At 74.8% G+C, this 23339-nt stretch carries 23 protein-coding genes and 7 tRNA genes; 11 read left to right on the plus strand and 19 right to left on the minus strand.

Annotation, left to right across the window (positions count from 1 at the left end):
- Nucleotides 1–2: 2 nt before the first annotated feature.
- Nucleotides 3–1394, plus strand: a complete 1392-nt coding sequence (locus tag ACZ6PY_RS16240; RefSeq protein ID WP_466072901.1) for an ATP-binding protein — start codon at nucleotides 3–5, stop codon at nucleotides 1392–1394.
- Complete coding sequence (locus tag ACZ6PY_RS16245) at nucleotides 1382–2278, plus strand: Gmad2 immunoglobulin-like domain-containing protein (RefSeq protein ID WP_466072903.1); 897 nt, start codon at nucleotides 1382–1384, stop codon at nucleotides 2276–2278. Before ACZ6PY_RS16240 ends, ACZ6PY_RS16245 begins: the two co-directional genes overlap by 13 nt.
- Before the next feature lie 30 nt (nucleotides 2279–2308).
- On the opposite strand, the gene ACZ6PY_RS16250 is transcribed toward ACZ6PY_RS16245, so the two are convergent.
- Together ACZ6PY_RS16250 and ACZ6PY_RS16255 are read right to left on the minus strand one after the other, a co-directional pair.
- Nucleotides 2309–2379: transfer RNA gene (locus tag ACZ6PY_RS16250), tRNA-Cys, on the minus strand.
- 11 nt (nucleotides 2380–2390) lie between these two features.
- Nucleotides 2391–2463, minus strand: a tRNA-Arg gene (locus ACZ6PY_RS16255).
- A gap of 57 nt (nucleotides 2464–2520) precedes the next feature.
- Here ACZ6PY_RS16255 and ACZ6PY_RS16260 point away from each other — a divergent pair.
- The 3 genes from ACZ6PY_RS16260 to ACZ6PY_RS16270 are packed head-to-tail and all read left to right on the plus strand — an operon-like array spanning nucleotide 2521 to nucleotide 3380.
- Nucleotides 2521–3000, plus strand: coding sequence for a DUF2975 domain-containing protein (locus ACZ6PY_RS16260; RefSeq protein WP_466072904.1), 480 nt, complete (start codon nucleotides 2521–2523; stop codon nucleotides 2998–3000).
- A complete protein-coding gene (locus tag ACZ6PY_RS16265; RefSeq protein ID WP_091094605.1) occupies nucleotides 3000–3206 on the plus strand; it encodes a helix-turn-helix domain-containing protein in 207 nt (68 codons plus the stop codon). Before ACZ6PY_RS16260 ends, ACZ6PY_RS16265 begins: the two co-directional genes overlap by 1 nt.
- A gap of 9 nt (nucleotides 3207–3215) precedes the next feature.
- Complete coding sequence (locus tag ACZ6PY_RS16270; protein ID WP_466072906.1) at nucleotides 3216–3380, plus strand: hypothetical protein; 165 nt, start codon at nucleotides 3216–3218, stop codon at nucleotides 3378–3380.
- 6 nt (nucleotides 3381–3386) lie between these two features.
- Here ACZ6PY_RS16270 and ACZ6PY_RS16275 read toward each other — a convergent pair.
- The 6 genes from ACZ6PY_RS16275 to ACZ6PY_RS16300 form a co-directional block, all read right to left on the minus strand.
- A tRNA-Gln gene (locus tag ACZ6PY_RS16275) sits at nucleotides 3387–3459 on the minus strand.
- 24 nt (nucleotides 3460–3483) lie between these two features.
- Nucleotides 3484–3556: transfer RNA gene (locus ACZ6PY_RS16280), tRNA-Arg, on the minus strand.
- A 41-nt stretch (nucleotides 3557–3597) separates the two neighbouring features.
- Complete coding sequence (locus ACZ6PY_RS16285) at nucleotides 3598–4797, minus strand: RtcB family protein (RefSeq protein WP_466072908.1); 1200 nt, start codon at nucleotides 4795–4797, stop codon at nucleotides 3598–3600.
- Nucleotides 4798–4827: 30 nt separating this feature from the next.
- Nucleotides 4828–4901 (minus strand) — tRNA-Gly (locus ACZ6PY_RS16290).
- A gap of 28 nt (nucleotides 4902–4929) precedes the next feature.
- Nucleotides 4930–5002: transfer RNA gene (locus ACZ6PY_RS16295), tRNA-Glu, on the minus strand.
- A 27-nt stretch (nucleotides 5003–5029) separates the two neighbouring features.
- Nucleotides 5030–5102, minus strand: a tRNA-Pro gene (locus tag ACZ6PY_RS16300).
- 478 nt (nucleotides 5103–5580) lie between these two features.
- Here ACZ6PY_RS16300 and ACZ6PY_RS16305 point away from each other — a divergent pair.
- Nucleotides 5581–6192: a DUF6058 family natural product biosynthesis protein gene (locus ACZ6PY_RS16305; protein WP_466072910.1), complete on the plus strand. Its 612-nt coding sequence runs from the start codon at nucleotides 5581–5583 to the stop codon at nucleotides 6190–6192.
- Here the strand turns inward: ACZ6PY_RS16305 and ACZ6PY_RS16310 are convergent.
- Nucleotides 6170–8176, minus strand: a complete 2007-nt coding sequence (locus tag ACZ6PY_RS16310) for a GTP-binding protein (protein ID WP_466072912.1) — start codon at nucleotides 8174–8176, stop codon at nucleotides 6170–6172. The genes ACZ6PY_RS16305 and ACZ6PY_RS16310 overlap by 23 nt on opposite strands.
- A 145-nt stretch (nucleotides 8177–8321) precedes the next feature.
- The gene (locus tag ACZ6PY_RS16315; RefSeq protein ID WP_466072913.1) at nucleotides 8322–8714 is read right to left on the minus strand and encodes a hypothetical protein; all 393 of its coding nucleotides are present in this window, start codon (nucleotides 8712–8714) and stop codon (nucleotides 8322–8324) included.
- Nucleotides 8715–8878: 164 nt separating this feature from the next.
- Between ACZ6PY_RS16315 and ACZ6PY_RS16320 the strand changes: the two genes are divergently transcribed.
- Nucleotides 8879–9646: an alpha/beta hydrolase gene (locus ACZ6PY_RS16320; RefSeq protein ID WP_466072915.1), complete on the plus strand. Its 768-nt coding sequence runs from the start codon at nucleotides 8879–8881 to the stop codon at nucleotides 9644–9646.
- Here the strand turns inward: ACZ6PY_RS16320 and ACZ6PY_RS16325 are convergent, their stop codons facing one another.
- Entirely contained in the window at nucleotides 9647–10513 is an 867-nt protein-coding gene (locus ACZ6PY_RS16325) for a M15 family metallopeptidase (protein WP_466072917.1), read from the minus strand.
- A gap of 181 nt (nucleotides 10514–10694) precedes the next feature.
- Between ACZ6PY_RS16325 and ACZ6PY_RS16330 the strand changes: the two genes are divergently transcribed.
- Complete coding sequence (locus ACZ6PY_RS16330) at nucleotides 10695–11720, plus strand: LacI family DNA-binding transcriptional regulator (RefSeq protein WP_466072919.1); 1026 nt, start codon at nucleotides 10695–10697, stop codon at nucleotides 11718–11720.
- Nucleotides 11721–11732: 12 nt separating this feature from the next.
- Here ACZ6PY_RS16330 and ACZ6PY_RS16335 read toward each other — a convergent pair whose 3' ends face one another.
- On the minus strand, nucleotides 11733–13037 hold the full coding sequence (locus ACZ6PY_RS16335; protein WP_466072921.1) for a D-alanyl-D-alanine carboxypeptidase family protein: 1305 nt from the start codon (nucleotides 13035–13037) through the stop codon (nucleotides 11733–11735).
- A 213-nt stretch (nucleotides 13038–13250) separates the two neighbouring features.
- On the opposite strand from ACZ6PY_RS16335, the gene ACZ6PY_RS16340 reads away from it, so the two are divergent.
- Nucleotides 13251–13445 (plus strand): hypothetical protein, encoded by a 195-nt coding sequence (locus ACZ6PY_RS16340; RefSeq protein ID WP_466072923.1) that lies wholly within the window; start codon nucleotides 13251–13253, stop codon nucleotides 13443–13445.
- 84 nt (nucleotides 13446–13529) lie between these two features.
- Here ACZ6PY_RS16340 and ACZ6PY_RS16345 read toward each other — a convergent pair whose 3' ends face one another.
- The 5 genes from ACZ6PY_RS16345 to ACZ6PY_RS16365 form a co-directional block, all read right to left on the minus strand.
- Nucleotides 13530–14795 (minus strand): D-alanyl-D-alanine carboxypeptidase family protein, encoded by a 1266-nt coding sequence (locus ACZ6PY_RS16345; RefSeq protein WP_466072924.1) that lies wholly within the window; start codon nucleotides 14793–14795, stop codon nucleotides 13530–13532.
- An 11-nt stretch (nucleotides 14796–14806) separates the two neighbouring features.
- On the minus strand, nucleotides 14807–15238 hold the full coding sequence (locus ACZ6PY_RS16350) for a protein-tyrosine phosphatase family protein (protein ID WP_466072925.1): 432 nt from the start codon (nucleotides 15236–15238) through the stop codon (nucleotides 14807–14809).
- Between the two features lie 109 nt (nucleotides 15239–15347).
- The gene (locus ACZ6PY_RS16355; RefSeq protein WP_466072927.1) at nucleotides 15348–15959 is read right to left on the minus strand and encodes a hypothetical protein; all 612 of its coding nucleotides are present in this window, start codon (nucleotides 15957–15959) and stop codon (nucleotides 15348–15350) included.
- Nucleotides 15960–15972: 13 nt separating this feature from the next.
- The gene (locus ACZ6PY_RS16360) at nucleotides 15973–17694 is read right to left on the minus strand and encodes a DUF4012 domain-containing protein (RefSeq protein ID WP_466072928.1); all 1722 of its coding nucleotides are present in this window, start codon (nucleotides 17692–17694) and stop codon (nucleotides 15973–15975) included.
- A gap of 191 nt (nucleotides 17695–17885) precedes the next feature.
- Entirely contained in the window at nucleotides 17886–19109 is a 1224-nt protein-coding gene (locus tag ACZ6PY_RS16365) for a glycosyltransferase family 4 protein (RefSeq protein WP_466072930.1), read from the minus strand.
- 144 nt (nucleotides 19110–19253) lie between these two features.
- Between ACZ6PY_RS16365 and ACZ6PY_RS16370 the strand changes: the two genes are divergently transcribed.
- Nucleotides 19254–19859 carry an arsenate reductase/protein-tyrosine-phosphatase family protein gene (locus ACZ6PY_RS16370; protein ID WP_466073558.1) on the plus strand — a complete coding sequence of 202 codons (606 nt, stop codon included), beginning with the start codon at nucleotides 19254–19256 and terminating at the stop codon, nucleotides 19857–19859.
- On the opposite strand, the gene ACZ6PY_RS16375 is transcribed toward ACZ6PY_RS16370, so the two are convergent.
- Nucleotides 19840–21294: a tyrosine-protein kinase domain-containing protein gene (locus tag ACZ6PY_RS16375; protein WP_466072932.1), complete on the minus strand. Its 1455-nt coding sequence runs from the start codon at nucleotides 21292–21294 to the stop codon at nucleotides 19840–19842. The two genes, ACZ6PY_RS16370 and ACZ6PY_RS16375, sit on opposite strands and share 20 nt — an antisense overlap.
- Before the next feature lie 347 nt (nucleotides 21295–21641).
- Here ACZ6PY_RS16375 and nhaA point away from each other — a divergent pair, with 347 nt between their 5' ends.
- A complete protein-coding gene (nhaA, locus tag ACZ6PY_RS16380; protein WP_466072934.1) occupies nucleotides 21642–22943 on the plus strand; it encodes a Na+/H+ antiporter NhaA in 1302 nt (433 codons plus the stop codon).
- 76 nt (nucleotides 22944–23019) lie between these two features.
- Here the strand turns inward: nhaA and ACZ6PY_RS16385 are convergent, their stop codons facing one another.
- A complete protein-coding gene (locus tag ACZ6PY_RS16385) occupies nucleotides 23020–23223 on the minus strand; it encodes a hypothetical protein (RefSeq protein WP_466072935.1) in 204 nt (67 codons plus the stop codon).
- Between the last annotated feature and the right edge of the window lie 116 nt (nucleotides 23224–23339).

Here is a 23339-nt window from a genome sequence, read left to right on the forward strand (position 1 = left end):
CCATGGTGGCCGGCAGAGTCGTACCCGGGCGGCTGCGACGCCGGCTCGTCGTCGCGTTCGTCCTCGTCGCCGGCATGTCCGCCGGCGCGCTGGCCACCGGCTCCTACCTCATGCTGCGGCAGGCCCGCTTCGACGGCTCGCTGCAACGCGCGGCCGCCGACGCCCGCTACCAGCTCGTGGTCGCCGCGCAGTTCCTGCCGCTGACCGACGCCCGCCGCACCGACCTGCTGGCCAGCTTCGAGGAGTCCGGCCGCCACGTGCTGCTGGTCGCCGGTGACGCCCAGGCGTCCAATCCCCGGTACGCGCCCACGCCCGACCCCGATGTCCGCGCGGCCGTCGCCGCCGGCCAGCTCGGCTTCCAGCGCGCCTCCGGCCGGCCGCACCTGCTGGTGGTCGGCGGCCGGATCCCCGGCTCCACCGCCGAGCTGTACGTGGTGACCGTCGAGGACGACCTCGTCGACGCCCTCGACCAGCTCCGCACCGCCTCGGTGGTGGGCTGGGCGGTGGTGGTGCTGCTCGCCGCCGGGGTCGGCAACGTCCTCGCCCGCCGCACCCTGGAACCCGTCGGCCGGGCCAGCCGGGCCGCGCGGGCCGTCGCCGAAGGGCTGCTGCACACCCGGCTGCCGGTGCGCGGCCGGGACGAGTTCAGCGCGTGGGCCAGCTCCTTCAACGAGATGGCCGAGGCGCTGGAGACCAAGATCGAAGCGCTGTCCCAGGCGCAGGCCCGGGAGCGGCGGTTCACCGGCGACGTGGCGCACGAGCTGCGTACCCCGGTCACCGCCCTGGTGGCGGCGGCCTCGCTGCTCGCCGACCAGCTCGACGCCCTCCCGGCCGACGCCCGCCGCGCCGCCGAACTGCTCGTCGCCGACGTGGTCCGGCTGCGCCGGCTCGTCGAGGAGCTGATGGAGATCTCCCGCCTGGACGCCGGGCGGGAGGTGCTCGCCACCCGCCCGGTCGACGTCGGCGCGCTGCTGCGCGGGATCGTGGCCGCCCACCCGGACGCCGCCCGGACCAGCGTGGACGGCGACGCGCCGCTCGTGGTGACCGACCCGCGCCGGCTCGAACGGATCCTGACCAACCTGGTGGCCAACGGCGTCGAACACGGCGGCGGCGATCTGCGCGTCCAGATCCGGCCCGGCGCCGCCGGCCTCGTCGTCGAGGTCGCCGACCGCGGGCCCGGCATCCCCGCCGAGCACCTGGCGCACATCTTCGACAGGTTCTACAAGGTGGACCCGGCCCGCACCGGCCCCGGCAGCGGGCTCGGCCTGGCCATCGCCCACGAGAACGCCCGGCTGCTCGGCGGCCGGCTCGACGTGACGAGCGAGGTCGGCCGGGGCACCCGGTTCCGCCTCACCCTCCCCCTCGACGCCGGGAGCACCCCATGCGACGCCTGATCCCGCCGCTCGCCGCGCTGCTGCTGGCCACCGGCTGCGCCCCGCCGCGCACCGGCACCCTCGGACCCGCCCCGGCCGGCCCGTCGACCACCACCACCGCTGCCGCCGGCCCGACCGGCGCGTCCCGCGCGCCGACACCGTCCGCGCCGGGCACCCCGACCACACCCGGGAGGACGGGTACGCCGGCCAGCGCCGCGCCGCCGGCGCCGGACGGGACGCTGACCGTGCAGCTCTGGTTCGCGCGGGGCGGGAAGCTCGTGCCCACCCGGCGTGCGCTGCCGGCGACCGTGGCCACGTCGCGGCTGGCGCTCACCGAGCTGGCCGCCGGCCCGTCCCCGGCCGAGACGGCCGCCGGGCTGAGCACCCTGGTCCCGGCCGGCACGCAGGTGACCCGCATCGCTGGCGGGGTGGCGACACTGTCGCCCCCGGCCGGCTTCGACGCCGGCGGGGCGGCCGCCGCGCGGCTGCGCCGGGCCCAGGTGGTCTGGACGCTCACCCAGTTCCCCACCGTCCGGCGGGTCGCCTTCGCCCCGCCCGACGCCGCGACCGGGCGGGACGACTACGCCGACCTGCTGCCGCCGATCGTGGTGACCGCCCCGGCGATCGGCGATCGGGTGACCAGCCCGGTCACCGTCACCGGGACCGCCGACGTGTACGAGGCGACGGTGAGCGTCCGGGTGCTGGACGCGGCGGGCCGGGAGATCGGCACCGCGTTCACCACGGCGTCCTGCGGCTCGGGCTGCCGCGGCGCCTACCGGCTGAACGTCCGGTACGGGCGGGCCGCGGCCGGACCGGGCACGGTCGAGGTCTACGAGGTGTCGGCGCGCGACGGCTCCCGGATCAACGTGGTCCGCATCCCGGTCCATCTGGCCGCCGCACGGTGACGGTTCGCCCCACAGCGGACGGCACGGTCGAGACCGAACGGGGATTCGAACCCCGGTGCGCGGAGTTGCAGTCCGCTCCCTGGCCACTCGGGCATTCGGTCGGGTCGGTGCGTGCCCCCGGCTGGATTCGAACCAGCGGCCTTCGGATCCGGAATCCGACGCGCTCTCCGCTGCGCCACGGGGGCATGGGCAATCATCCGAAACCTATTGACATTCGATAGGTTACGAGTGATAGTCGATGCATGTTCACAGCTCAACGGGCGGTCGCTCCGCTCAAGGCCTTCCTCGTGCTGCTGTTCGGGATCCTGGTCGTCTTCCAGGTCATGTCGCTGCCCGGCCAGTTCGCGCACATGGCCCGGGAGAACCCCGACATGGCCTACCTTCGCTGGCCGGCGACCGCGGTGACGGTGTTCTGGGTGCTCTGCGTGCAGGTGGTGATCGTGTGCACCTGGAAGCTGCTCACCCTGGTCAAGAACGACCGCATCTTCAGCGAGGCGTCCCTGGCGTGGGTCGACGCGATCGTGTGGGCCATCGCCGCCGCGTGGCTGGTGCTCGTGGCCGTCTTCCTCTACGTCGGCTTCCACGCCGACGACCCCGGACTGCCGATGCTGCTGTTCCTGCTGGTGACCGGGGTGACCGTGCTGGGGCTGCTGATGGTGGTGATGCGGGAGCTGCTGCGGCAGGCCACCACGCTCCGCACCGACATGGAGGCGGTGATCTGATGCCCATCGTCGTCCGCATCGACGTCGAACTGGCCAAGCGGAAGATGAGCGTCGGCGAGTTCGCCGAACGGGTCGGGCTCACCCCGGCGAACGTCGCGGTGCTGAAGAACGGCCGGGCCAAGGCGGTCCGCTTCAGCACGCTGGAAGCCATGTGCCGGGTGCTGGACTGCCAGCCCGGTGACCTGCTCGAGTGGGTCGAGGAATAGGAGAAACCGATGAAGTACGCACTCGGCCTCGTCGCCGTCCTCGCCGTCGCGCTCGGTGTCGCCGGCATCGTGTACGGAGAGGCCGACGACTCGCCCGGTCTCCAGTTGCTGGCCGCCCTGCTCGTCATCGGCGCGATCGCGATAGGTGTGCGGATCGTCCGACGCAGCCGGTAGCCGTCGCTGCGAGCTGAGGATTCGAACCTCAATTCTCCGATCCAGAGTCGGATGTGCTGCCTGGTTGCACCAGCTCGCATGGGATCCGCGACGCCGCGGACCGTGCCCCGACCAGGATTCGAACCTGGGCTCTCCGGTTTCGTAGACCGGCGCGCTCTCCGCTGCGCCACCGGGGCGGACGACCGGCGCCCCTCCCCCTCGGGGGGCGCCGGTCGGTTCAACCCTTCACGCAGACGACCTGCTTGAGGTGGGCGACCACCTCGACCAGGTCCTCCTGCTGGGCCATCACCTGGGTGATGTCCTTGTACGCGCCGGGGATCTCGTCGACCACCCCGGCGTCCTTGCGGCACTCGACGCCCGCCGTCTGGGCGGCCAGGTCGGCGGTGCTGTACGTCCGCTTCGCCTGCCCCCGCGACATCCGCCGCCCGGCCCCGTGCGAGGCCGAGCAGTACGCGTCGACGTTGCCCTTGCCGCGCACGATGTACGACCCGGTGCCCATCGACCCCGGGATGATGCCCAGGTCGCCCCGGCCGGCCCGGATCGCGCCCTTGCGGGTCACCAGCACCTCGACCCCGTCGTAGCTCTCCTCCGCCACGTAGTTGTGGTGGCAGGAGACCGGCTCGTCGTAGCTGACCTGCGGGAACTCGTCCCGGACCACCCCGCAGAGCAGGGCGAGCATGACGGCCCGGTTGCGGCGTGCGTACTCCTGGGCCCAGAAGAGGTCCCGGCGGTAGGCGTCCATCTCCGGGGTGCCGGCGAGGAACACCGCGAGGTCCCGGTCGGGCAGGTCGACGTTGTGCGGCAGCCCGCGGGCCACCGCCATGTGCCGCTCGGCCAGTTCCTTGCCGATGTTGCGGGAGCCGGAGTGCAGCATCAGCCAGACCCGGCCGTCGTCCGGGCCGCCCTGCTCCAGGCAGACCTCGATGAAGTGGTTCCCGCCACCGAGGGTGCCCAGCTGGCGCTGGGCCCGGGTCTCCAGCTGCGCCACCTTCCGGTCGAGGGTGGCGAAGCGGCGCCAGAAGTCGTCCCAGCCGCCCTGCTCCAGGCCGCGGACGCGGCGCGGGTCGACCGCGTCGGCGCGCATGGCGAAGCCGACCGGGATGGCCGCCTCGATGGCGCTGCGCAGTGGGGCCAGGTCGTCGGGCAGGTCGGCCGCGGTGAGCGAGGTGCGCACCGCGGACATCCCGCAACCGATGTCGACGCCGACCGCGGCGGGCGAGACGGCCTGCCGCATGGCGATGACCGAGCCGACGGTGGCGCCCTTGCCGAAGTGCACGTCCGGCATCACGGCGACGCCCTGCACCCAGGGCAGCGCGCCGATGTTGCGCAGCTGCCGGGCCGCCTGCGCCTCGATCGTGTACGGGTCGGTCCAGACCCGGACCGGCGCCCGGGTACCGGCCAGCGGGGTGAAACCCATCGTCGTCTCCTCGTTCAGGGGTGTTGTCCGAGCGGCTGGCCGGATTCGAACCGGCGATCTTCACCGTGGCGGGGTGACGCGCTGCCTGACTGCGCTACAACCGCGTGGTGGTCCCGGGATCGGGACCAGGCGTAGGCCGTACGGGACTCGAACCCGTAGCCTCCCGGGTGAGAACCGGGTGAGCTGCCAATTGCTCCAACGGCCCGCGGGACGGGGATGCCGTCCGCGTGTGTCCGGGACCGCGGAATCGAACCGCGTGTCTCTCGCGCCCAAGGCGAGCGGGTCAGCCAGCTCCCTCGTCCCGGTTGTCCGGCCGGCGCGCGGGCGCCGGCCGGGCATTCGTGCTCATGCCGTCCACTGTGGAGTTGAGAAGGAGCGACGCCGCCGGCCGCAGGCCGGGACGAGGAGTGCGGAGAGGTACGCGAGCCCGGGTTGGGCGACGAAAAAGCCGCCCGGTCCCCTGGCTCGGGGTGGGCGGCTGCGCGTGTGTGTCGCGCCGGCGCTAGTCGCGCCACCACCCCGGTTGCCACCGCTGCCGCCGGCAGCGACCCGGGCCCGGTTCGGGCAGCAGGGCACCGCCGCGCGGCGCGGGCCGCTCGGCTCGGGTGCGGTTCTGCTGCGACACGGTGTGCTCCCTGGGTGGTGGAACCGGTTGATGGTGGCCCGTTCACGGTACGGGCGGTGCCGGGACGGCGGCAACGGATATTCGCGAGGACGTTTCGCCCGGCGCCGAACGGTGCGGGCCCTAGCCTGTGGCCAGGCACAACGGGAGGAGCACGGGTTATGGACTGGCGGCGACGGGTGGCGGAGCGGTTCCGGGAGGTCAACGGGGAGCATCCGATGACGGCGGCGGACGACGCGTACGTCAGCGCGCAGTTCGTGGTGCTCGACGCGCTCTGCGCGGCGTCCGGGCGGGACCCGGACGGCGTACGCCGGTTGATGCTGGACCGGCGGCTGCCGCTGCCGGGCTATCTGCGCTCGGACGGCGCGGAGATGGTCCCGGCGGACCTGTTCGCGCTGCCGGACCGGGCCGGCGGGGTGGACGCCCTGCCCGGATGGTTCGTCGCGCACTGGGCGGACCGGGCGCGCGGCGCGGAGGAGTGGGACGCCTACCTCAGCGGCCAGTACGTCTGCCTGCGCTCGGTGTCGCCGGAGACGATCCGGCGCAAGGACGAGTTGACCGGGGCGATCCGGGCGGCGCCCGCCGAGCCGGACGCCGGGTCGGCGGCGTGGCTCGACCGGCTGCACGCGCTCGTTGACGAGCTAGACGCGCTGGAGCCGGCGTTCACCGGCTACGACCGGCTCCGGTTCGGCGGCCCGACCTCCCGGGACACCTGCGTGGACGGGGTACGTGCCCGGTATCCGCGGCGGGTCAGCGCGCCGGCCGGCCGGTGACCCGGCGCGCGACGGCGAGCAGGTACTCCTTGGGGTGCAGCGGGTCGTGGTCCCAGCGCGGCCGGCTCGGGGCCGGCCCGCGTACCGGCCGGTGGTGGTCGAACTCGGCTTCCAGGGTGCCCTCGCCCCGGGTGAGTCCGGGCAGCCGCTGCTCCAGCGCGTGCACCCGCCCGGCCGGCACCTCCCCCTCGACGAGGTAGGACGCGCCGCGCAGGGTGCTGGCGCGGGTCGCGGCGCCCAGCCCGGCGAGCACGGGCAGCACCGTCCCCACCAGGTCGGCGGGGACGTCGAGCCGGAACCGGTGCATCGGCTCGTGGACCCGGGTGCCGGCGCGGGTGAGCGCGGCCATGAGCACCAGCGGGGTCAGGTTCCGGAAGTCCCCGGCCGTGCTGGACATGCTCTTGTCGAACACGCCGTGGGCGTGGCTCTGCCGGGCCCAGTAGCCGCCGTGCGTCAGGGTGACCACGCAGTCGACGACCTCCCAGCCGTGCAGGCCCTGGCGCAGGGTCTCGCGCACGGTCTCCTCGATGGCCTTGAGGAAGGCCAGGGGCATCGAGCCGAGTTCGATCCCGAGCCGGAACTCGACGCCGCCACCGGCCGGCCCGGGCTCGACGCGCAGGCCGACGGTGCCGAGGAACGGGTTGGGTTCCCGGCCGATCCACTCGACGGCGGAGCCCACACCGACCACCCGCTCCACGCAGACCGTGGTGGTCTCCCGGAAGGTGACCGGGACGCCGTAGTCGTCGGCGAGGGTGGCCTCGACGACCTCCTTCTGCACCTCGCCGTAGAGGGACACGGCGATCTCCTGGCGCCTGTCGTCCTGCCGCAGGTTGATCAGCGGGTCCTGCTCGGCGAGCTGGGTCAGGGCGGCGTGCAGGGCCGGGCGGTCGGCCGGGCGTACCGGCTCGACCACGGTCTCCAGCGTGGGCGGGGCGAACTGGCGCCGGGCGGCGGGGCGGTCGGGCGGGACGCCGAGCACGTCGCCGACGCGGATGCTGGCGAGGCCGTGCAGCCGGACGATCCGGCCGGCCCCGGCCGCGTCGCCGGGCGTCGCGTCGCCGCCGTCGAAGACGCCGAGGGCGGTGACCCGGGCCTCCTGGCCGTCGCCGTGGCGGATCCGGTCGCGGACCCGCACGGTGCCGGCGAAGATCCGGGCGTACGCGACCTTCTCGCCGGCCGGACCGCGCTCGACCTTGAAGACGGCGCCGGAGAGCGGGGCGTGGTCGTCACCCGCGGTGGCGGGGAGCAGCGCGGTGACCGCGTCGATCAGGTCGGCCACCCCGGCGCCGGTGATGGCGGAGCCGGCGAGCACCGGGTGCACGCGGGCGCGGGCGGTCTGCGCGGCGAGCGCCGTGCCCAGCCGGTCCGCGGTGATCGCTTGCTCGTCGGCCACGTACGCGGCCAGCAGGGCGTCGTCGTGCGCGGAGAGCAGGTCGACCAGGCGGGCCCGGTGGCCGGGGTCGCCCGGCGGGTACGGCACCCAGCGGGCGCCCGGGGTGCCGGCGGCGTCGACCCGGCCGAGGGCGACGACGTCGGGACTGAGCCGGTCGGCGAGCTGGCGCAGCACCCGGTCGAGGTCGGCGCCGGCCCGGTCCACCTTGTTCACGAAGAACAGGGTGGGGATGCCGAGGCGGCGCAGGGTGCGGGCCAGCACCCTGGTCTGGGCCTGGACGCCCTCGACGGCGGAGACCACGAGCACCGCGCCGTCGAGCACGCCGAGCACGCGTTCCACCTCGGCGATGAAGTCGGGGTGGCCGGGGGTGTCGATGAGGTTGACGGTGGTCCCGGCGACGGCGAAGGAGACCACGGCGGAGCGGATGGTGATGCCCCGCTGCCGCTCCAGCGCCAGCGTGTCGGTGCGGGTGCTGCCGGCGTCGACACTGCCGGGCTCGTCGATGACCCCGGCGCTGTGCAGCAGCCGTTCGGTCAGGCTCGTCTTACCGGCGTCGACATGGGCGAGGATGCCGAGATTGAGGGTTTTCACGCAGCGTCATGTCCTTGTGGTCGGCGGTGATTCGCTTCTGCGGGGACATGCACGCGGCTCGCATCTCGAGCTCCTCCTTCCCTGGCTGTCGTGGTCGATTGCAGCAGCCGGCGCGGGCGCCGGCAACCGGTTTACCGTCGGTGCGCTACTGGGCGTGCGCCACGGGGTGGCGCTTCATCTCCTCCATGAAGGGGTAGCGCGCGGTCAGCTCGGCGAGCGTGCACCCGGCCCGCCAGGCGGCGGCCACCTGGGCGACCTGGAGCAGGTCGGTGGCGTCACCACGCGCCTGGACCTCGCCGTCGATCCGAAGGTCGATCATGAAGTAGCGGGCCTGGGCGCCGAGGCTGACGCAGACCACCCCCCGGTCGGAGGTCGCCTCGGCACAGGTGAACCGGCTGCGCCCCTGCTCGGGGGCGGTCACCCGGCCGATGTCGAGCTGGTGCCGGGCCGCGGTCTGCACGAGCGCGGGAGCCAGGCCGCCCGGCTCGACCAGATCCGGGTAGAGACGCACACCCAGTGCCGTGGACACGTCGCTCATGACTGACTCCCACTTCCTCGTGACAGAGACCAGCAGCACGCAGGTTACGGGTGTGTTTCCGGCGCGCCTGGTCATCCTGTCCCCCCTGGACGCCCCACGGCAATAGGAACTGTCGATTCGACCACCTTCGGGCCGCCGCCCGGGGCCGGGTACGCTCCGGATCCATGGCCCGGATCCGGTGTGACTTCTTCTCCTCGGCGCTCGGCATGGGCACGTCGATGACGGTGCTGCTGCCCGACAACTCGGCCGGCATCGGCATGGCCGGCGGGGCCGGCGCCGGGGATCCGCCGGTGCTCTACCTGCTGCACGGCCTGACCGACGACGACACCATCTGGACCCGGCGCACCGCGATCGAGCGGTACGTCGCGCCGCTCGGCCTGGCCGTGGTGATGCCGCAGGTGCAGCGCAGCTTCTACTGCGACGAGGTGCACGGCAACCGGTACTGGACCTTCCTCAGCGAGGAACTGCCCGAGGTGTGCCGGTCGTACTTCCGCCTCTCCGAGCGCCCGGCGGACACCTTCGTGGCCGGCCTGTCGATGGGCGGCTACGGGGCGATGAAGTGGGCGCTGCGCCAGCCGGACCGGTTCGCGGCGGCGGCCAGCCTCTCCGGCGCCCTGGACGTCGCCCGCCGGCGCCACCACCCGACCAGCCCGATGGACCCGGCCGTCTGGAACACCGTGTGGGGCGACCGGGAGGTGGCCGGGCCGGACGACGACACCGTGGCGCTGCTGGAGCGGGCCGGCGACGACCTGCCGGCGCTCTACGTGGCGTGCGGCACCGAGGACTTCCTGTACGGGGACAACACCCGCTTCGTGGAGACGGCGCGCCGCCGGGGCGTACCGGTCACCGTGGACTTCTCCCCCGGCGACCACGACTGGGCCTACTGGGACGCGAAGATCCAGGACGTGCTGGCCTGGCTGCCCCTGCGCTAGCTAGCGCAGCGACGAGCGGGCCACCGGGAAGTCGAAGTAGGTGTCCGGGTACGGCTCCTCGACGTACCGGTAGTGCCACCACTCGCGCGGGTAGTTCTCGAAGCCCTGTGCGGTCATGAGCCGCTTCAGCAGCTCCCGGTTGTCCCGGGCCGCCCCGGTGACACGCGCGTCCGCGGTGTGTGCGCGCGGGTCGAAGCAGTCGAACCCGGTGCCCATGTCGACGGAGTTGTCCGGGAAGCGCCGCCCGGCCGGGGCGGTGCAGGCGGTCAGCGGTTGGCCCGGCACGTACGCCGGCTGGTCGGGGGTGGACGCCGGGACCAGCGTCAGGTCCAGGGTGCTCCCCCGGCTGTGTGCGGTCGGCGCGCCGATGTAGCCGTCGGCGAAGAGGCGGCTCTTCGGCTCGTCCGGATAGAACTCCCCCTTCATCTGCTGCTCGCCGGGAAGCTTCGCCCAGGCGACGAACTCGTCCACCGCCCGCTGTGGGCGGTAGCAGTCGTACACCTTGAGGCGGCGGCCCTGCGCCAGGGCGGCGGCCTGCACCCGGCGCAGCGCCTCCGCGGCCGGGCGGGTGAGCAGGCAGAGCGGCTCGGCGTAACCGGTGATCGGCCGGCCGACGAAGTTGTGCGCGGTGGCGTACCGGATGTCGGTGCGGACCCCCGGGTCGACGGCGGCCAGGTCGACGATGTCGGCCGGGGCGTGGGGGCCGCTCGGGCGTGCCGACGGCGCGGGTGCCGTGGACGGCGCGGGCGGCGCCGACGGGGTGGACGGCGCGGACGGGGCGGGTCGCGGCGCGGGCTGCTGGCAGGCGGCGGCGAGCGCCGTGGCCAGCACGGCCAGGGCCGCGACCACCCGTCTCCCGGTCCCCACCCTGCCGTGTCTACCACCACCGCCGGGCCCCCGCGCCGGCATCGTCCCGGACCGGGGGTTCCCGTCGCCGCTGGTCGTGATGTCCACGGCTCGAACCCGTACGGCAAGATGGCCGGTGGGACGCGGCCGCCGTCCCGGGCGTCGGCGGCCGGAACCTCCGGCCGGGGCGAAGGAGACACGGGTGAACGCGGACGACGAGCCCAGGGTGACCATCACCGCGATCGCACGGGAGGCGGGTGTCTCCGTGCCCACCGTGTCCCGGGTGCTCAACGGGCGCTCGGACGTCGCACCGGACACCCGGGAACGGGTCGAGGAGCTGCTGCGCCACCACGGCTACCAGCGCCGGGGCAGCCGCACGGTACGCCGGGCCGACCTGGTCGACCTGGTCTTCAACGACCTCGACAGCCCGTGGGCCGTGGAGATCATCCGGGGCGTGGAGGACGTCGGGCACGCCGTCGGGGTGGGCACCGTCGTGTCGGCGATCCACAGCGAGTCGACCTCGACCCGGAAGTGGTTGCAGAACCTGCGGGCCCGCGCCTCCGACGGGGTCATCGTGGTGACGTCCCACCTGACCCCGCCGGTGCACGCCCAGCTGCGCCGGCTCAACGTGCCGGTGGTGGTCGTCGACCCGGCCGCCGGCGTGCCCGACCGGGACGTGCCGGCGATCGGGGCGACCAACTGGGCCGGCGGCCTGGCCGCCACCGAGCACCTGCTGGGGCTGGGCCACCGCCGGATCGGCTTCGTGGCCGGCCCCACCCACCTGCTGTGCAGCCGCGCCCGGCTGGACGGTTACCGGGCCGCGCTGGAGGCGGCCGGCGTGCCGCCGGACGAGCGGCTGGTGGAGCCCGGCGACTTCTACCACGCCTCCGGCTTCACCGCCGGCAGCACCCTGCTCGACCTGGACGACCCGCCGACGGCGATCTTCGCGGCCAGCGACCAGATGGCCTTCGGCGTCTACGAGGCGGTCCGCCGGCGCGGGCTGCGGGTGGCCGACGACGTGAGCATCGTCGGCTTCGACGACCTGCCGGAGGCCCGGTGGGCCTCCCCGCCGCTGACCACGGTGCGCCAGCCGCTGGTGGAGATGGGCCGGCTCGCCGCCCGCACCGTGCTGCGCCTGGCCGAGGGTGAGGAGCTCGAGTCGCCCCGGGTGGAGCTGGCCACCGAACTGGTGGTGCGCGACAGCACCGCCCGCCCCGCCGGCCGGTAGGCCCGAGCCCGTTCAGTCGTCGTCGGGGATCCTCCCGCCACCGAGGGTCGTGCCGGGCGGCAGGGCGGCGAGCGCGGCGTGCCGGCGCCGCCGGGCCAGCAGCACCGCTCCCCCGAGTACCAGCACCACGCCGACCGCGATCGAGGGGCCGGCGCCCGGCCGGGCGGCGGTGGCCGCGGAACGGGTGCCGGCCAGCCCCGCGCCTCCGGCGAGGGCCGACGCCGCCCCGGTGGGCGTTGCGGCGCGGTCCAGCTCACCGGGGTCGACCAGCCGGCCGACCGCCGCGTCCCGCGGCAGGCCGAAGCCCCAGTCGAGCAGGGCGGCCCCCTGCTGCCAGCCACGCTGGGTGGGGGTCTCCGCGCCGAGCAGGGTCACCACGAGGCGCCGCCCGCCCCGCTCGGCCGCGCCCACATACGTGTGCCGGGCCAGGTCGGTGAAGCCCGTCTTGCCGCCGATCGCGCCCGGGTAGTGGTCGAGCAACATGTTGTCGTTCTGAATCTCGAACGCCTTCTCGCGCAGCGCCGGCTGGGCGGGAATCCGGGCGGTGCGGGTGGCGGTGTACCGGCGGAACGCGGGGTCGGCGAAGCAGGCCCGGGCGATCAACGCGAGGTCGTACGCGCTGGTGAACTGCCCGGGTCCGTCCAGCCCGGACGGCGTGACGGCGTGGGTCTGCACCGCGCCCAGCCGCCGGGCCTCCTCGTTCATGGCACGGATGCCCCCGGCCGTCCCGTCCGGGCCGCCGCCCAGCCGGGCCAGGGCGTTGGCGGCCTCGTTGCCGGACTTCAGCAGCAGCCCCAGCCAGATCGTCTCGATCCGGTACCGCCCGCCCTCGGCCAGGCCCACCGCCGAACTACCCGGCTCGATGGCCAGGTCCTCGGCCGTCACGGTCACCTCGCGGTCCGGGTCGAGCCTCGGCAGCATGGTGGCTGCCAGCAGCAGCTTCTGCACGCTGGCCGGTACGCCGTACTCGTGCGGTCCGCAGCCGCCGAGCACCGCGCCGCTGTCCAGGTCGGCGACGACCCAGGAGGTCGCGGTCACCGCCGGCGGCGCGGGCGCGGCCGGCGGGAGGACCAGCCCGGCGGCGGACAGGGCGGCGCCGCCGACGGCCCGCGCGCCGGGACGGGCCGCGGGCGGCGGCTGCGGCGGCCGGGTCGCCGGGGCCGGCACGTTCGGGCAGGGCGGCGCTCCGGCGGGCAGCCGGCCGGCGCGGGTTGCGGACGCGCCCGTCCGGGCGGCCGCCGTGGCGGGCGCGGGCAGCAGCGAGGCCGGCACGAGCAGGGCGGCGGCCAGCGCCACGGGCGGTCCCCAGGTCCTCATGAACCGGGACGGTAGCCACGCCGACCCGATCGGGTCGCCTGCTCCGCCATTCGCGTCCGGGGACCTGTCGTCCGAGGTAGGCTCCCCGACCCGACAGCGGCGGACCCGGCGGCCGTGGGGCGGGCGGCGGCAGCGGGCCATCGTCCGGCCCGGTGAGGTGTCGGCGTTCCGCGGGCGGGGTAGCCCGAGGGGAGGACATCGAAGGAGGACATCATGACCGACCCCCGTTTCAACCCCCTCGGCCTGGCCGCCGCTGCCGACCTCGTCGACGGCGCCGAGGAGCGCGACGGCGCGGGCGCCGACGCCACCGAGGTCACCCGGGACTCCGACGGCACCCCGGTCGGCGCGGCCGACGCCGAGGCCGACCGCGCCCGGGCCGCCGGCGAGGACGCCGAGCCCCGGCCCTGACCGCCACGCCGGGAGGCCGGGAACTCCCCGGCGGCGCGGGCGCCGGCGACACCGGCGTGAGCGACGCCGGATCGGGGCCGCCGGTCAGGCGCGGCGGCGACCGGCCCGGTGGGACCGGCCGCGGCGGGCCACCAGGACCGTCACGAACCCGCCGACGGTGAGGGCGAGCAGGCCTGCGGCGGGCACGATGACCTGCCAGTCGCCGTCCGCCATCCGGCGCAGCGCGGTCCCGGCCGGCCCGCGCCACTCGGGCGGCGGGGTCGGGCGGGCCGCCGCCGGTGAGCCGCTCGGGGCGGCCCGCTCGGCGTCCAGCTCGCCGGGGTCGACCAGCCGGCCGACCGAGGCGTCCCGGGGCAGCGAGAAGCCCCAGTCGAGCAGTTGGGCGCCCTGCTGCCAGCCGCGTACCGGGCGGGACTCGGCGCCGAGCAGGGTGACCACGAGCCGCCGGCCGCCGCGCTGGGCCGCGCCGACGAAGCTGTGCCGGGCCAGCTCGGTGAAGCCGGTCTTGCCGCCCAGGGCACCCGGGTAGCGGTAGATCAGCTGGTTCTCGTTCTGGATCTGGAAACCGCCCGCCTTGAGCGCAGGCTGGGCGGGGATCTGGGTCCGCTCGGTGAGCGCGTAGCGGCGGAACGCCGCATCGGCGAAGCAGGCCCGGGCGATCAGGGCCAGGTCGTACGCGCTGGTGAACTGCCCCGGACCGTCCAACCCGGACGGTGTCGCGGCGTGCGTCTGGCGGGCGCCCAGCCGGCGCGCCTCGGCGTTCATCTCGGCGACACCGGCACGGGCGCTGCCGGCGCCGAGCCGGGCCAGCATGTTCGCCGCGTCGTTGCCGGACTGGAGCAGCAGCCCCAGCCACAGCGTCTCCACCGGGTAGCGCCCGCCGACGAGCAGGCCGACAGCGGAGCTGCCCCGCTCGATGTCCAGGTCGGCCCGAGTCGCGACGGCCACCTGCTTCGGGTCGAGCCGGTTCAGCAGGGTGGCCGCGAGCAGCAGCTTCTGGGTGCTCGCCGGGATGCCGTACTCGTGCGGGCCGCAGGCGCCGAGGACGGCGCCGGTGTCCAGGTCGGCGACCAGCCAGGTGGTGGCCGTGACCGCCGGTGGCGCCGGGCTGCCGGGCGCCGTCACCAGGCCCGCCGTGGCCAGCGCGTCACCGCCGACGGCCTGGTTCTCGGGCACGGGCGGCGGCGGGGTGGGCCGCGGCGGGCGGGTCACCTTCGGCGCCGGCAGCCGCGGGCAGGGCACCGCCGCGGCGGGGGCGGCGGTCACCGGCGGCGCCGCCTGCGCCGGGGCCGGCGCCCCGGTGACGAGCAGGGCGAGGACGGTGGTGGCGGCCAGGGCCCGGACTCTCATGAAGAGGCACCCTACCGAGCGGCCGGGCCGACGCCGCGCAGCCATCGGCGCTGCCAGGGGGTCTCCACCGCTCGCGGGTGGTAGCCCGCCCGGACCCAGGTCACCGCGTGCACGGGGTCGAGCCCGTCGAGGACGGCCAGGGCGGCGAGGGCCGTGCCGGTCCGTCCCACGCCGCCGTGGCAGGCGACCTCGACCCGCTCCCCCGCGTACGCGCGGCGCCACGCCTCCCGCAGCGCGTCGAGCGCGTCGGCGCGGTCGCGCGGGACCCAGAAGTCGGGCCAGCGGATCCGCCGGGCCGGCCAGGCCGGCTGCGGGCCGGGCGCCAGCAGCAGGGCGAAGTCGGCGGGCGCGGTGGGGGCGGCGATCCGCCGCCCGCGTACGGTCGCGCCGCCGGGCAGCACCAGCAGGCCCGTACGGTCCGTCCACGGCTGGGTCGGGTCCATCCGGTCATTGTGCGGCGTCGGGAAGCGGCAGGCGTGAAGGTGCCCGCCGGACGTGGTCCGGCGGGCACCTTCACGAACGGTCCGGGCGTTGCCCGGGGTGCGGCAGGAATCAGCGGGAGCCGATCCCGAAGCGACCGCGCCGACGCCAGGCCAGCGAGAGCAGCACCAGCACCGCACCAGCGCCGGCCAGGCCACCGCCGAGCTTCAGCGGGGTGCCGAGGCTGTCACCGGTCACCGGCAGGTTGCCGCCGCCGTGCGGCGGCCGTGGCCGGGCCGGCAGGACGATGCCGGTGGCGCTGTCCACCCGGTCGTCCTGCGTGGCGGTGAAGGTGTGCCGCCCGGTCCGGGTGGGCTTGTAGGTGACGGTGAACTCGCCGTCCCCGTCCGCCGTCACGCTGAACAGGGTCGGCGCCGGCTGCGGCTGCTGGTAGGCCACCGCGGTCATCGCGACGGTGCTGCCGTCGCTGCGGACCGACCCCTGGGCGGGTGCGGCGTTGGGGTTGCCGCTGATCGCCACGCTGATCTGGACGGCGCCGGGCAGGAAGCCCTCGCCCCGGAGCGTGAAGGTCCCGCCGAGGCGGATGGTCGGCGGCGAGACGGTGAGCGTCGGGTTCGCCGGCGGGTACACGGGCGGTTGCGGCTGCGCCGCGCCGGCCGCGGTCGGCACGGCCGCCACGGCCAGGCCGACCGTGAACGCCATGATGATGCGGGATAGCCGCATGATGGATTCCCTCCTACTGATCACAGCTTGGTGCGGAAACAACTTGGGTGGTCCATGGGGTGACGGTGGGTGTGAGCACCAGCTCGGCAGTGCCGGCGCTCGTCTTTCCGGTGAGCAGGGTGATGTCGAGGGTCCGGGTCCTGCCCGGCTTGACCTCCACGTTCGCCACGGTCACCTGGCGGCTACCGGCGGTCCCGCTGCCCATCGCGGTGTCCTTGCCGTCCAGCCGGCCGCCGAGCACCGCCCCTCCGGTCGGGGTGTACACCGACACCAGGGTGCGGGCGGTGTACGGGTCGCCGGAGAGGGCGAGGCCGGTGACCGACTCGGACAGGCCCGACCGCGGGACGGTCGAGTGGACCGTGACCCGTAGCCGCAGTTCGCGGCGCCCCTCCGGCTGGCAGTCGCCGACCGTCACGGTTGCCGAGAACCTGAGGTAGTAGCCGAGCTTCGCGCCGCTGCCGTCGTTGAGGAACACGCCGACAGTCGGCACGATGTCCTTCTCGCGGAGCTTCCCGGCCAACCGGCTGTCGCCGAGGACGCGCTGCTCCGCGGGATGGGCACTCCAGAACAATATCCGGCGTTCGGCGATAGAACGGTTGAAAACGGTCAAAAGAGCCCGAGGATTCACCGCCTTCGTGAACAGGGCGTCGAACACCGAGGAGGCCGCCCGCGCGAAGAAGGCGTCCTGCGCCTTGGTGTCGAGCGTCCGGTAGGCGTCGCTGAGCAGGGTCCGGACCACGGTGCTGCCGACCAGGCTCGGCTGGTCCGGCACGGACACCGGCCCGATCACGCCCAGGAGATAGGACAGCACCAGCGGATCCACCGCGAGCACACCGTCCACCTCGGTGCCGGTGCGCCGGCGGACCATCTCCCGGTACAGCGCCGCCGCCGTCGGGAAGTCCGGGCTGAGGTTGACGTCCGCCGGGTACGTCCCGGGAAGGTCCTTCCAGAGACTGCGCAGCTCCCGGTCCACCGGCAGCGGCGGCGTGAACGACGCGAGGCTGCTCGCGCTCTTCTGGCCGGACATCCGGATCCGGCCACCCTCGGCCCTCAACACGGCGTACGCGCCGAACATGCCGCCGGTGGCCCGCAGCTCGGCCGGATTCTGCGAGACGAGCAGGTAGCTGCGGGGGCCGTCGGCGCCGAGCAGCGACGGCAGCAGCCGGGCGCCCTGGTCCGCGGCCGAGGTGAGCTCGCCCAGCCGGACCAGTTCGGTCCGCAGCCCGGAGACCGCGTCCCGCACCTGCCCGACCAGGTCGTCGGTGGACACCGCCCGCAACCGCTCCTCGGTCTGCCGCACCGCCCGGTCGGCGGCGGAGACCTCGGCCGAGACGGCACGCAGCCGGCCCAGGTCGAGCTTCCCCTCCTTCGGCACCAGCGACGCGAGGTCGACCCGGAGCAGGGTGGGGAAGGCGAGCCGGGCCAGGTCGTCCACGGCGACCGCGATCTGACGGACCGCGGCCAGGTCGTCGCCCGCGTAGGGGGCCTGCTGGCCGAGCCACCAGGCCGGGTCGCCGGTGGCGGTCCGGGCCGAGGCGGCCTGTTCCTGGAGCGCGGCCAGCGTGCGCTGGGCCCGGGCCACGTCGCCGCCGACCACCTGGGTGCTCAGCTCCTGGGCCAGCCCGGCGGCGTTGAGCAGGTGCGCCCGGGCCTGCCAGCCGCGGAACCCGACCCAGCCGCCGCCGGCGAGCAGCACCGAGACCACGACCAGCCCGACGAGCAGGACCCGGCGCACGCGGGCGCGGCTTCGGCGCCGGGAGCGCCGCCGCCGGCGGGGCAGCCCACCGCTTTCCGTCACACCACTCTCCCGTGCTCGAAAATCGGACACCATTGACGATTGATCGCTTTCTAGCACGAATTTCCACCGCTTCGTGGCGTTATCGCGCACTTAGCCGTTGTGTGGCGTTTTCGCGAGGAACACTCCGATCAGCGGCGGGCGCCGCGGGCTCGCGACGACACCTCGTGCAGCAGCCCCTCGATCCGGTCGACCCCGGTCCGCAGGGACATCTCCCGCAGGTAGGCGTCCCGACCCCGGCGGCCCATGTCCACGCGGGCCGGCGGTGGGATCGCCGAGGCGAGCCAGAAGCGGTCCGCCAGCGCCGCCCAGTCCTCCGGCGGGCAGGACAGCCCGGCCCGCGCCCGTTCCACGAGCGCCACCGTGTCGCCGCCCGCCGACGCCACCACGGGCGCGGCGCAGGACAGCGCGGCCTGGAGCTTGCCGGGCACCATGCCCCGCAGCTCCGGCAGGTCCCGCAGCATGACCAGCTGGTAGTCGGCCGCCGCGTACAGCTCCGGCATGTCCGGTGGGGACCGCCGGTCGACGAACCGCACGTTGTCGGCCCGCAGCTCGGCGGCGAGCCCCCGCACCCGCCGCTCCTCGGCCCCCGAGCCGACCAGGACCAGGTCCAGCCGGTCGCCCAGCGCGGCCGCCGCGCGCACCGCGGTCTCCAGCCCCTGCCGCACGCCGATCGTGCCGGCGTGCATCACCACGGAACGGTCGTCCCGGCGGATCAGGTTCCGGGCCGCCCGGCTGGGCTCGGTCGGGCGGAAGATCCGCTCGTCGGTCCAGTTCAGCACCACCCGCACCCGGTCCGGGTCGGCGCCCCCGGCGACCACCAGGTCCCGCATGGAGGGCGCGGTGACCGCGACGGCGCCCGCCTCCTGGTAGATCCGGCGCAGGGTGGCGTCCAGCCGGCCCGACCACCGACGGGTCTCCCCCGCCCGGGACGGCTCCTCCTCCGGCCAGACGTCCTGCACGTGCAGCACGGTCGGCACCCGGCCGAGCAACCGCAGCAGACCGGCCGCGGCGAAGGTGACCGCCGGGAGCTGGAAGACGTACAGGGCGTCGACGTCGCCGAGATAGCGCCGGCCGGTCAGCGCCACGCTGCCGGCGAAAGAGAGCCAGCTCGCCATCCGCGCCGAGCCGTCGCCGGCCGCGTACCGGGGCACCCGGCGGACGGTCAGCCGCTCGCTGTGCGTCTGGTGCCGCCAGCGCTGCCGCCAGCCCGGATAGACGTGCCCGCCGGGATAGTCCGGGAAGCCGGTGAGCACGCGTACCTCGTGGCCGCGCGCGGCCAGCTCCTCGGCCAGGCTCCCCGGGATGAACGCGGGCTCGGGCGGGAAGTGGTACGACAGGATGCCGATCTTCATGGCCGCGCTCCCGGCGCGGCTTCCCGACGCGCGGGCCCCGGCACCCCGTAGGATGCCGGCATCCCCTCTGCGACCGGCCGCGATCGCCGGAACACCGCCGTCGCGGCGCCGCGTCCCGCGACCGTGCCGACGAGAGGGGTGCAGATGGTCGACGGGGTGCTCTTCGTCTGCCACGCCAACATGTGCCGGTCACCGATGGCGGAGTTCATCGCCCGCCGGCTGCTGCGGGACCTGCCGGTCGTGGTGACCAGCGCGGGCACCGACGCTCCCGACGGGGCGGCCATGCACCCGTACGCGGTCGAGGTCGCCGCCCGGACCGGTGCCGACCCGGCGGCGTTCCGCACCCGCCGGCTCCGACCGGAGCACCTGACCCGGGCCGCCCTGGTGCTGACCGCGACCCGGCGGCAGCGCTCGGTCTGCACCGCGCTGGCCCCGGCCGCGCTGCACCGGACCTTCACGCTCCGCCAGTTCGCCCGGCTGGCCGCGGCCGCCTCGGTCCACGCGACCGAGGCGACCGAGGCGGCGCAACCGGCCGAGCCGCTCGCGCCGGCCGCACCGGGCGAGGCCTCGCCGCTGCGGACCGCCGTGGCGGCGGCCGCCCGCGCCCGGGGGCGGTTGCAACCCGCCACCCTCGACGCGGACGACCTGCGCGACCCGATCGGCGGCTCCCCCGCCGACTTCCGGCGCTGTGCCGAGGAGATCGAGCGGTCGATCCGACCGGTGCTCGCGCTCATCGGGACAGCCGGGTGAGTTCCTGGGTGTGATCGCCCGCGGGGACCTGCTCCCCGCGCCGGGCCACGCCGGCCCGGTCGGCGGGCACGGACGGCCCGGCGGCCGGCACGACCACCTTGTACGCCTCGTACTGGTAGGCGTCCGCCTTGGCCACCTTGGCCATGTTCAGCACGCAGCCGAGCAGGCGCACCGAGACCGAGTGCAGGGCGTGGGCCGCGGCGGCGACCTGGCTGCGCGAGGTCCGCCCCTGCTGGGTGACCAGCAGCGCGCCGTCGGCCTGCACGGCCACCACCACGCCGTCGGTGACCGCGAGCAGCGGTGCGGTGTCGATGACCACGATGTCCGCCGACTCGCGCAGCGCCACCAGCAGGTCCGCCATCGCCTTGGAGCCGAGCAGCTCGCTGGGGTTGGGCGGAGTCGCGCCGCTGGGCAGCACGAGCAGCGACTTGTCGCCCCAGCGCTGCACCACGTCGCCGACCTGCACGTCACCGACAAGCACGTCGGTGAGCCCCACGCCGCCGTCCACGCCGAGGTAGTCGGCGACCTTCGGACGGCGCAGGTCGGCGTCGATGAGCAGCACCCGCCAGCCCGCCTCGGCCAGGGCGATGGCGGTGTTGCAGGCCATCGTGGTCTTGCCCTCGCCCTGCAGCGCGCTGGTGACCGCGATGACCCGGGCGGGCTCGTGCACGTCGACGAAGCGCAGGTTGGTCCGCAGCTTCCGGACGGCCTCGGCGCGCGGCGAGTTGGCCGCCTCGCCGACGATCAGCGGTGCCGACTTGGCACCGGACTCGTACGGGATCTCGCCGAGCAGCGGGCTGCCGGTGACCCGCTGGAGCGCGGCAGCGTCCCGCATCCGGACGTCGGCCAGCCCCCGCAGCACGGCCAGCCCCGCACCGAGCAGCAGCCCCAGCAGGCCGCCGAGGACCAGGTTCCGCACCGGCTGCGGCGAGACCGGGTTCGAGGTCACCCGGGGACCGCTGACCACCTCGAGCTTGATCGGCGGCGCCTTGCCGTCCGGCGGGGTCTCCACCTTCTGCACCAGCTCGATGAACTTGGCCGAGAGCGTCTCGGTGGTCTTCAGCGCCCGCGTCTGGTCGGTGTCGGTGACGGTGGCCTTCAGCAGCACGGTGCCGGCCTCGGTGGAGGTGGTGATCCGGCGCTGCACCTGGTCGGCGGTGAGCCCGAGCGGGGCCTCGGCGACGACGCTCTGCGCCAGCCGGTCGCTGGTGAGCAGGTCACCGTACGACTTCACCCGCTGCTGGAGGAAGAGGCTGCCCTGGTAGGCGTCGGTGACGCCCTGGCTCGGCGTGGTGACGAAGAAGGTCACCGTGGCCTCGTAGCGGGGCGCCGTCCGGACCGTCACCAGAGCGGCGGTGCCCAGGGCGACCATCACCGTGACCAGCACGATCCACCAGTGGCGTCGGACCAGGCGCAGATAACCGAGAACGTCCATCACGCTCCCCCTCGCCACACGCCGGTCTGCCGATGAAACTGCACGAAAGCCCCCCTAGAAACCCCAATACGCGTGCCAGGATCAAAAACGCCTATACATCACGGTAAGCGACTCAGCGAATGTAAACGATCAGAACCGCACAGACGGTCTAAATCCTTCCATTTCGGAGCAGCTATCCGGGCAACCCATGGATCGTCAGGCCGCCGGTGCGGCGGCCCTCCTCCTGTTAACGCCGGACTCGGCCACGTGGTGCGGCCGGTCAGCCGGCCGGATAGGGTCGGGACCGGTGTGCCGGGAAGTCTGGTCGGCGACGACTCCGCCGACCCTCCTTCCGGAACGGACGCCGCATGACCGAACGCCGCCCACCGTCCCCCCGCCTGCTGTCCCGCCGTTCCTGGCCCGAGGCCCGCTTCCTGGCCGATGTGCTGCGCACCGAGACCGTCGGCGGCGGGCTGCTCCTGCTCGGCGCGCTTGTCGCCCTGGTCTGGGCCAACTCGCCCTGGCGGGCCGTGTACACCCGCCTCGGCGAGTGGGTGCCCTGGCCGGGTGGCGCCGGGCTGCACCTGGACCTCAGCCTCGCCGCCTGGGCCGCCGACGGCCTGCTGGCGATCTTCTTCTTCGTGGCCGGGCTGGAGCTCAAGCGGGAGTTCGTGGCCGGCGACCTGCGCGACCCGCGCCGCGCGGCGCTGCCGGTGGTGGCCGCGCTGGGCGGCATGGTCGTGCCGGCGCTGGTCTACCTCACGGTGACGCTCGCGGCCGGCGGCGAAGGACTGCGCGGCTGGGCCATTCCCACGGCCACCGACATCGCCTTCGCGCTCGCCGTCCTCGCGGTGGTCAGCTCACACCTGCCGCAGGGGCTGCGGGCCTTCCTGCTCACCCTCGCGGTGGTCGACGACCTCTTCGCGATCGTCATCATCGCGGTCTTCTACACCGCCGAGTTCCACCCGCTGCCCCTGCTCGGCGCGGTGCTGCCGATCGTCGCCTTCGCCCTGCTGGTGCGGCGCCGGCACACCTGGTGGTGGTCGCTGCTCCCGCTCGCGGTGACCGCCTGGGCGCTGGTGCACGCCTCGGGCGTGCACGCCACGGTGGCCGGGGTGCTGCTCGGCTTCACCGTTCCCGTCCGCCCCGGCGCGGGTGGCGGGCCGGGGCTGGCCGAGCGGCTGGAGCACCGGTGGCGGCCGGTCTCGGCGGGCCTCGCGGTGCCGGTCTTCGCGTTCTTCGCCGCCGGCGTGTCCCTGGTCGACGTCGACCTGGCCGCGGTGCTCGCCGACCCGGTGGTGCTCGGCGTGGCGGCCGGGCTCGTGCTGGGCAAGGCGGTCGGGGTGTTCGGATCGACGTTCCTGCTGGCCCGGTTCACCCGGGCCGAACTCGACGAGGAGATCACCTGGGCGGACCTGGCGGGGCTGGCGCTGCTGGCCGGCATCGGCTTCACCGTGTCGCTGCTCATCGGCGAGCTGGCGTTCGGGCCGGGCAGCCCCGAGGACGAGCGGGTGAAGGCGGCCGTGCTGCTCGGCTCGCTGGTCTCCGCCGGCCTGGCCTCGGCGGTGCTGGTCCGGCGCAACCGCGTCTACCGGCGGATCAGCGAGCGGGAGAGCCGCGACTCCGACGGCGACGGCGTCCCGGACGTCTACCAGGAGCGGGGGGCCTAGCGGCTCGCCGGCCGCCGATCAGGAGCGGCCGCCGGTCCGCGCGCCGGCCGCCCGGTGACGGCCGGCGCGCGGCGGTTCAGCGGCGGCGCCCGGCCGGGCGTTCCTCGCCGTGCTCCTCGGTCTCCTCGAGCGCGTCGGCGAGCGGCTCGGTGAAGTCGTCGCCCGGAACCGCGACCTCCTCCGCCCGGTCCTGCTCGTCGGGACGCCCGCCCGGCGGCGGTTCCGGAGCCGTCGCGCCCCCGGCGAAGCCGTACTCGTTGGGCTCGTCATGCCTGCTCATGCGCGGGACCTCCCGGTCGTCCGGTTTCCTCTCGTGGCGCACACCCGGCGGTGGTCGTCCCCGCCGCGGCGTCGCCCGGATGGTGCATACCCCGCGGAGGCGGTCCTCGATCATCC

It is taken from the genome of Micromonospora sp. NPDC048907, from assembly GCF_055586885.1.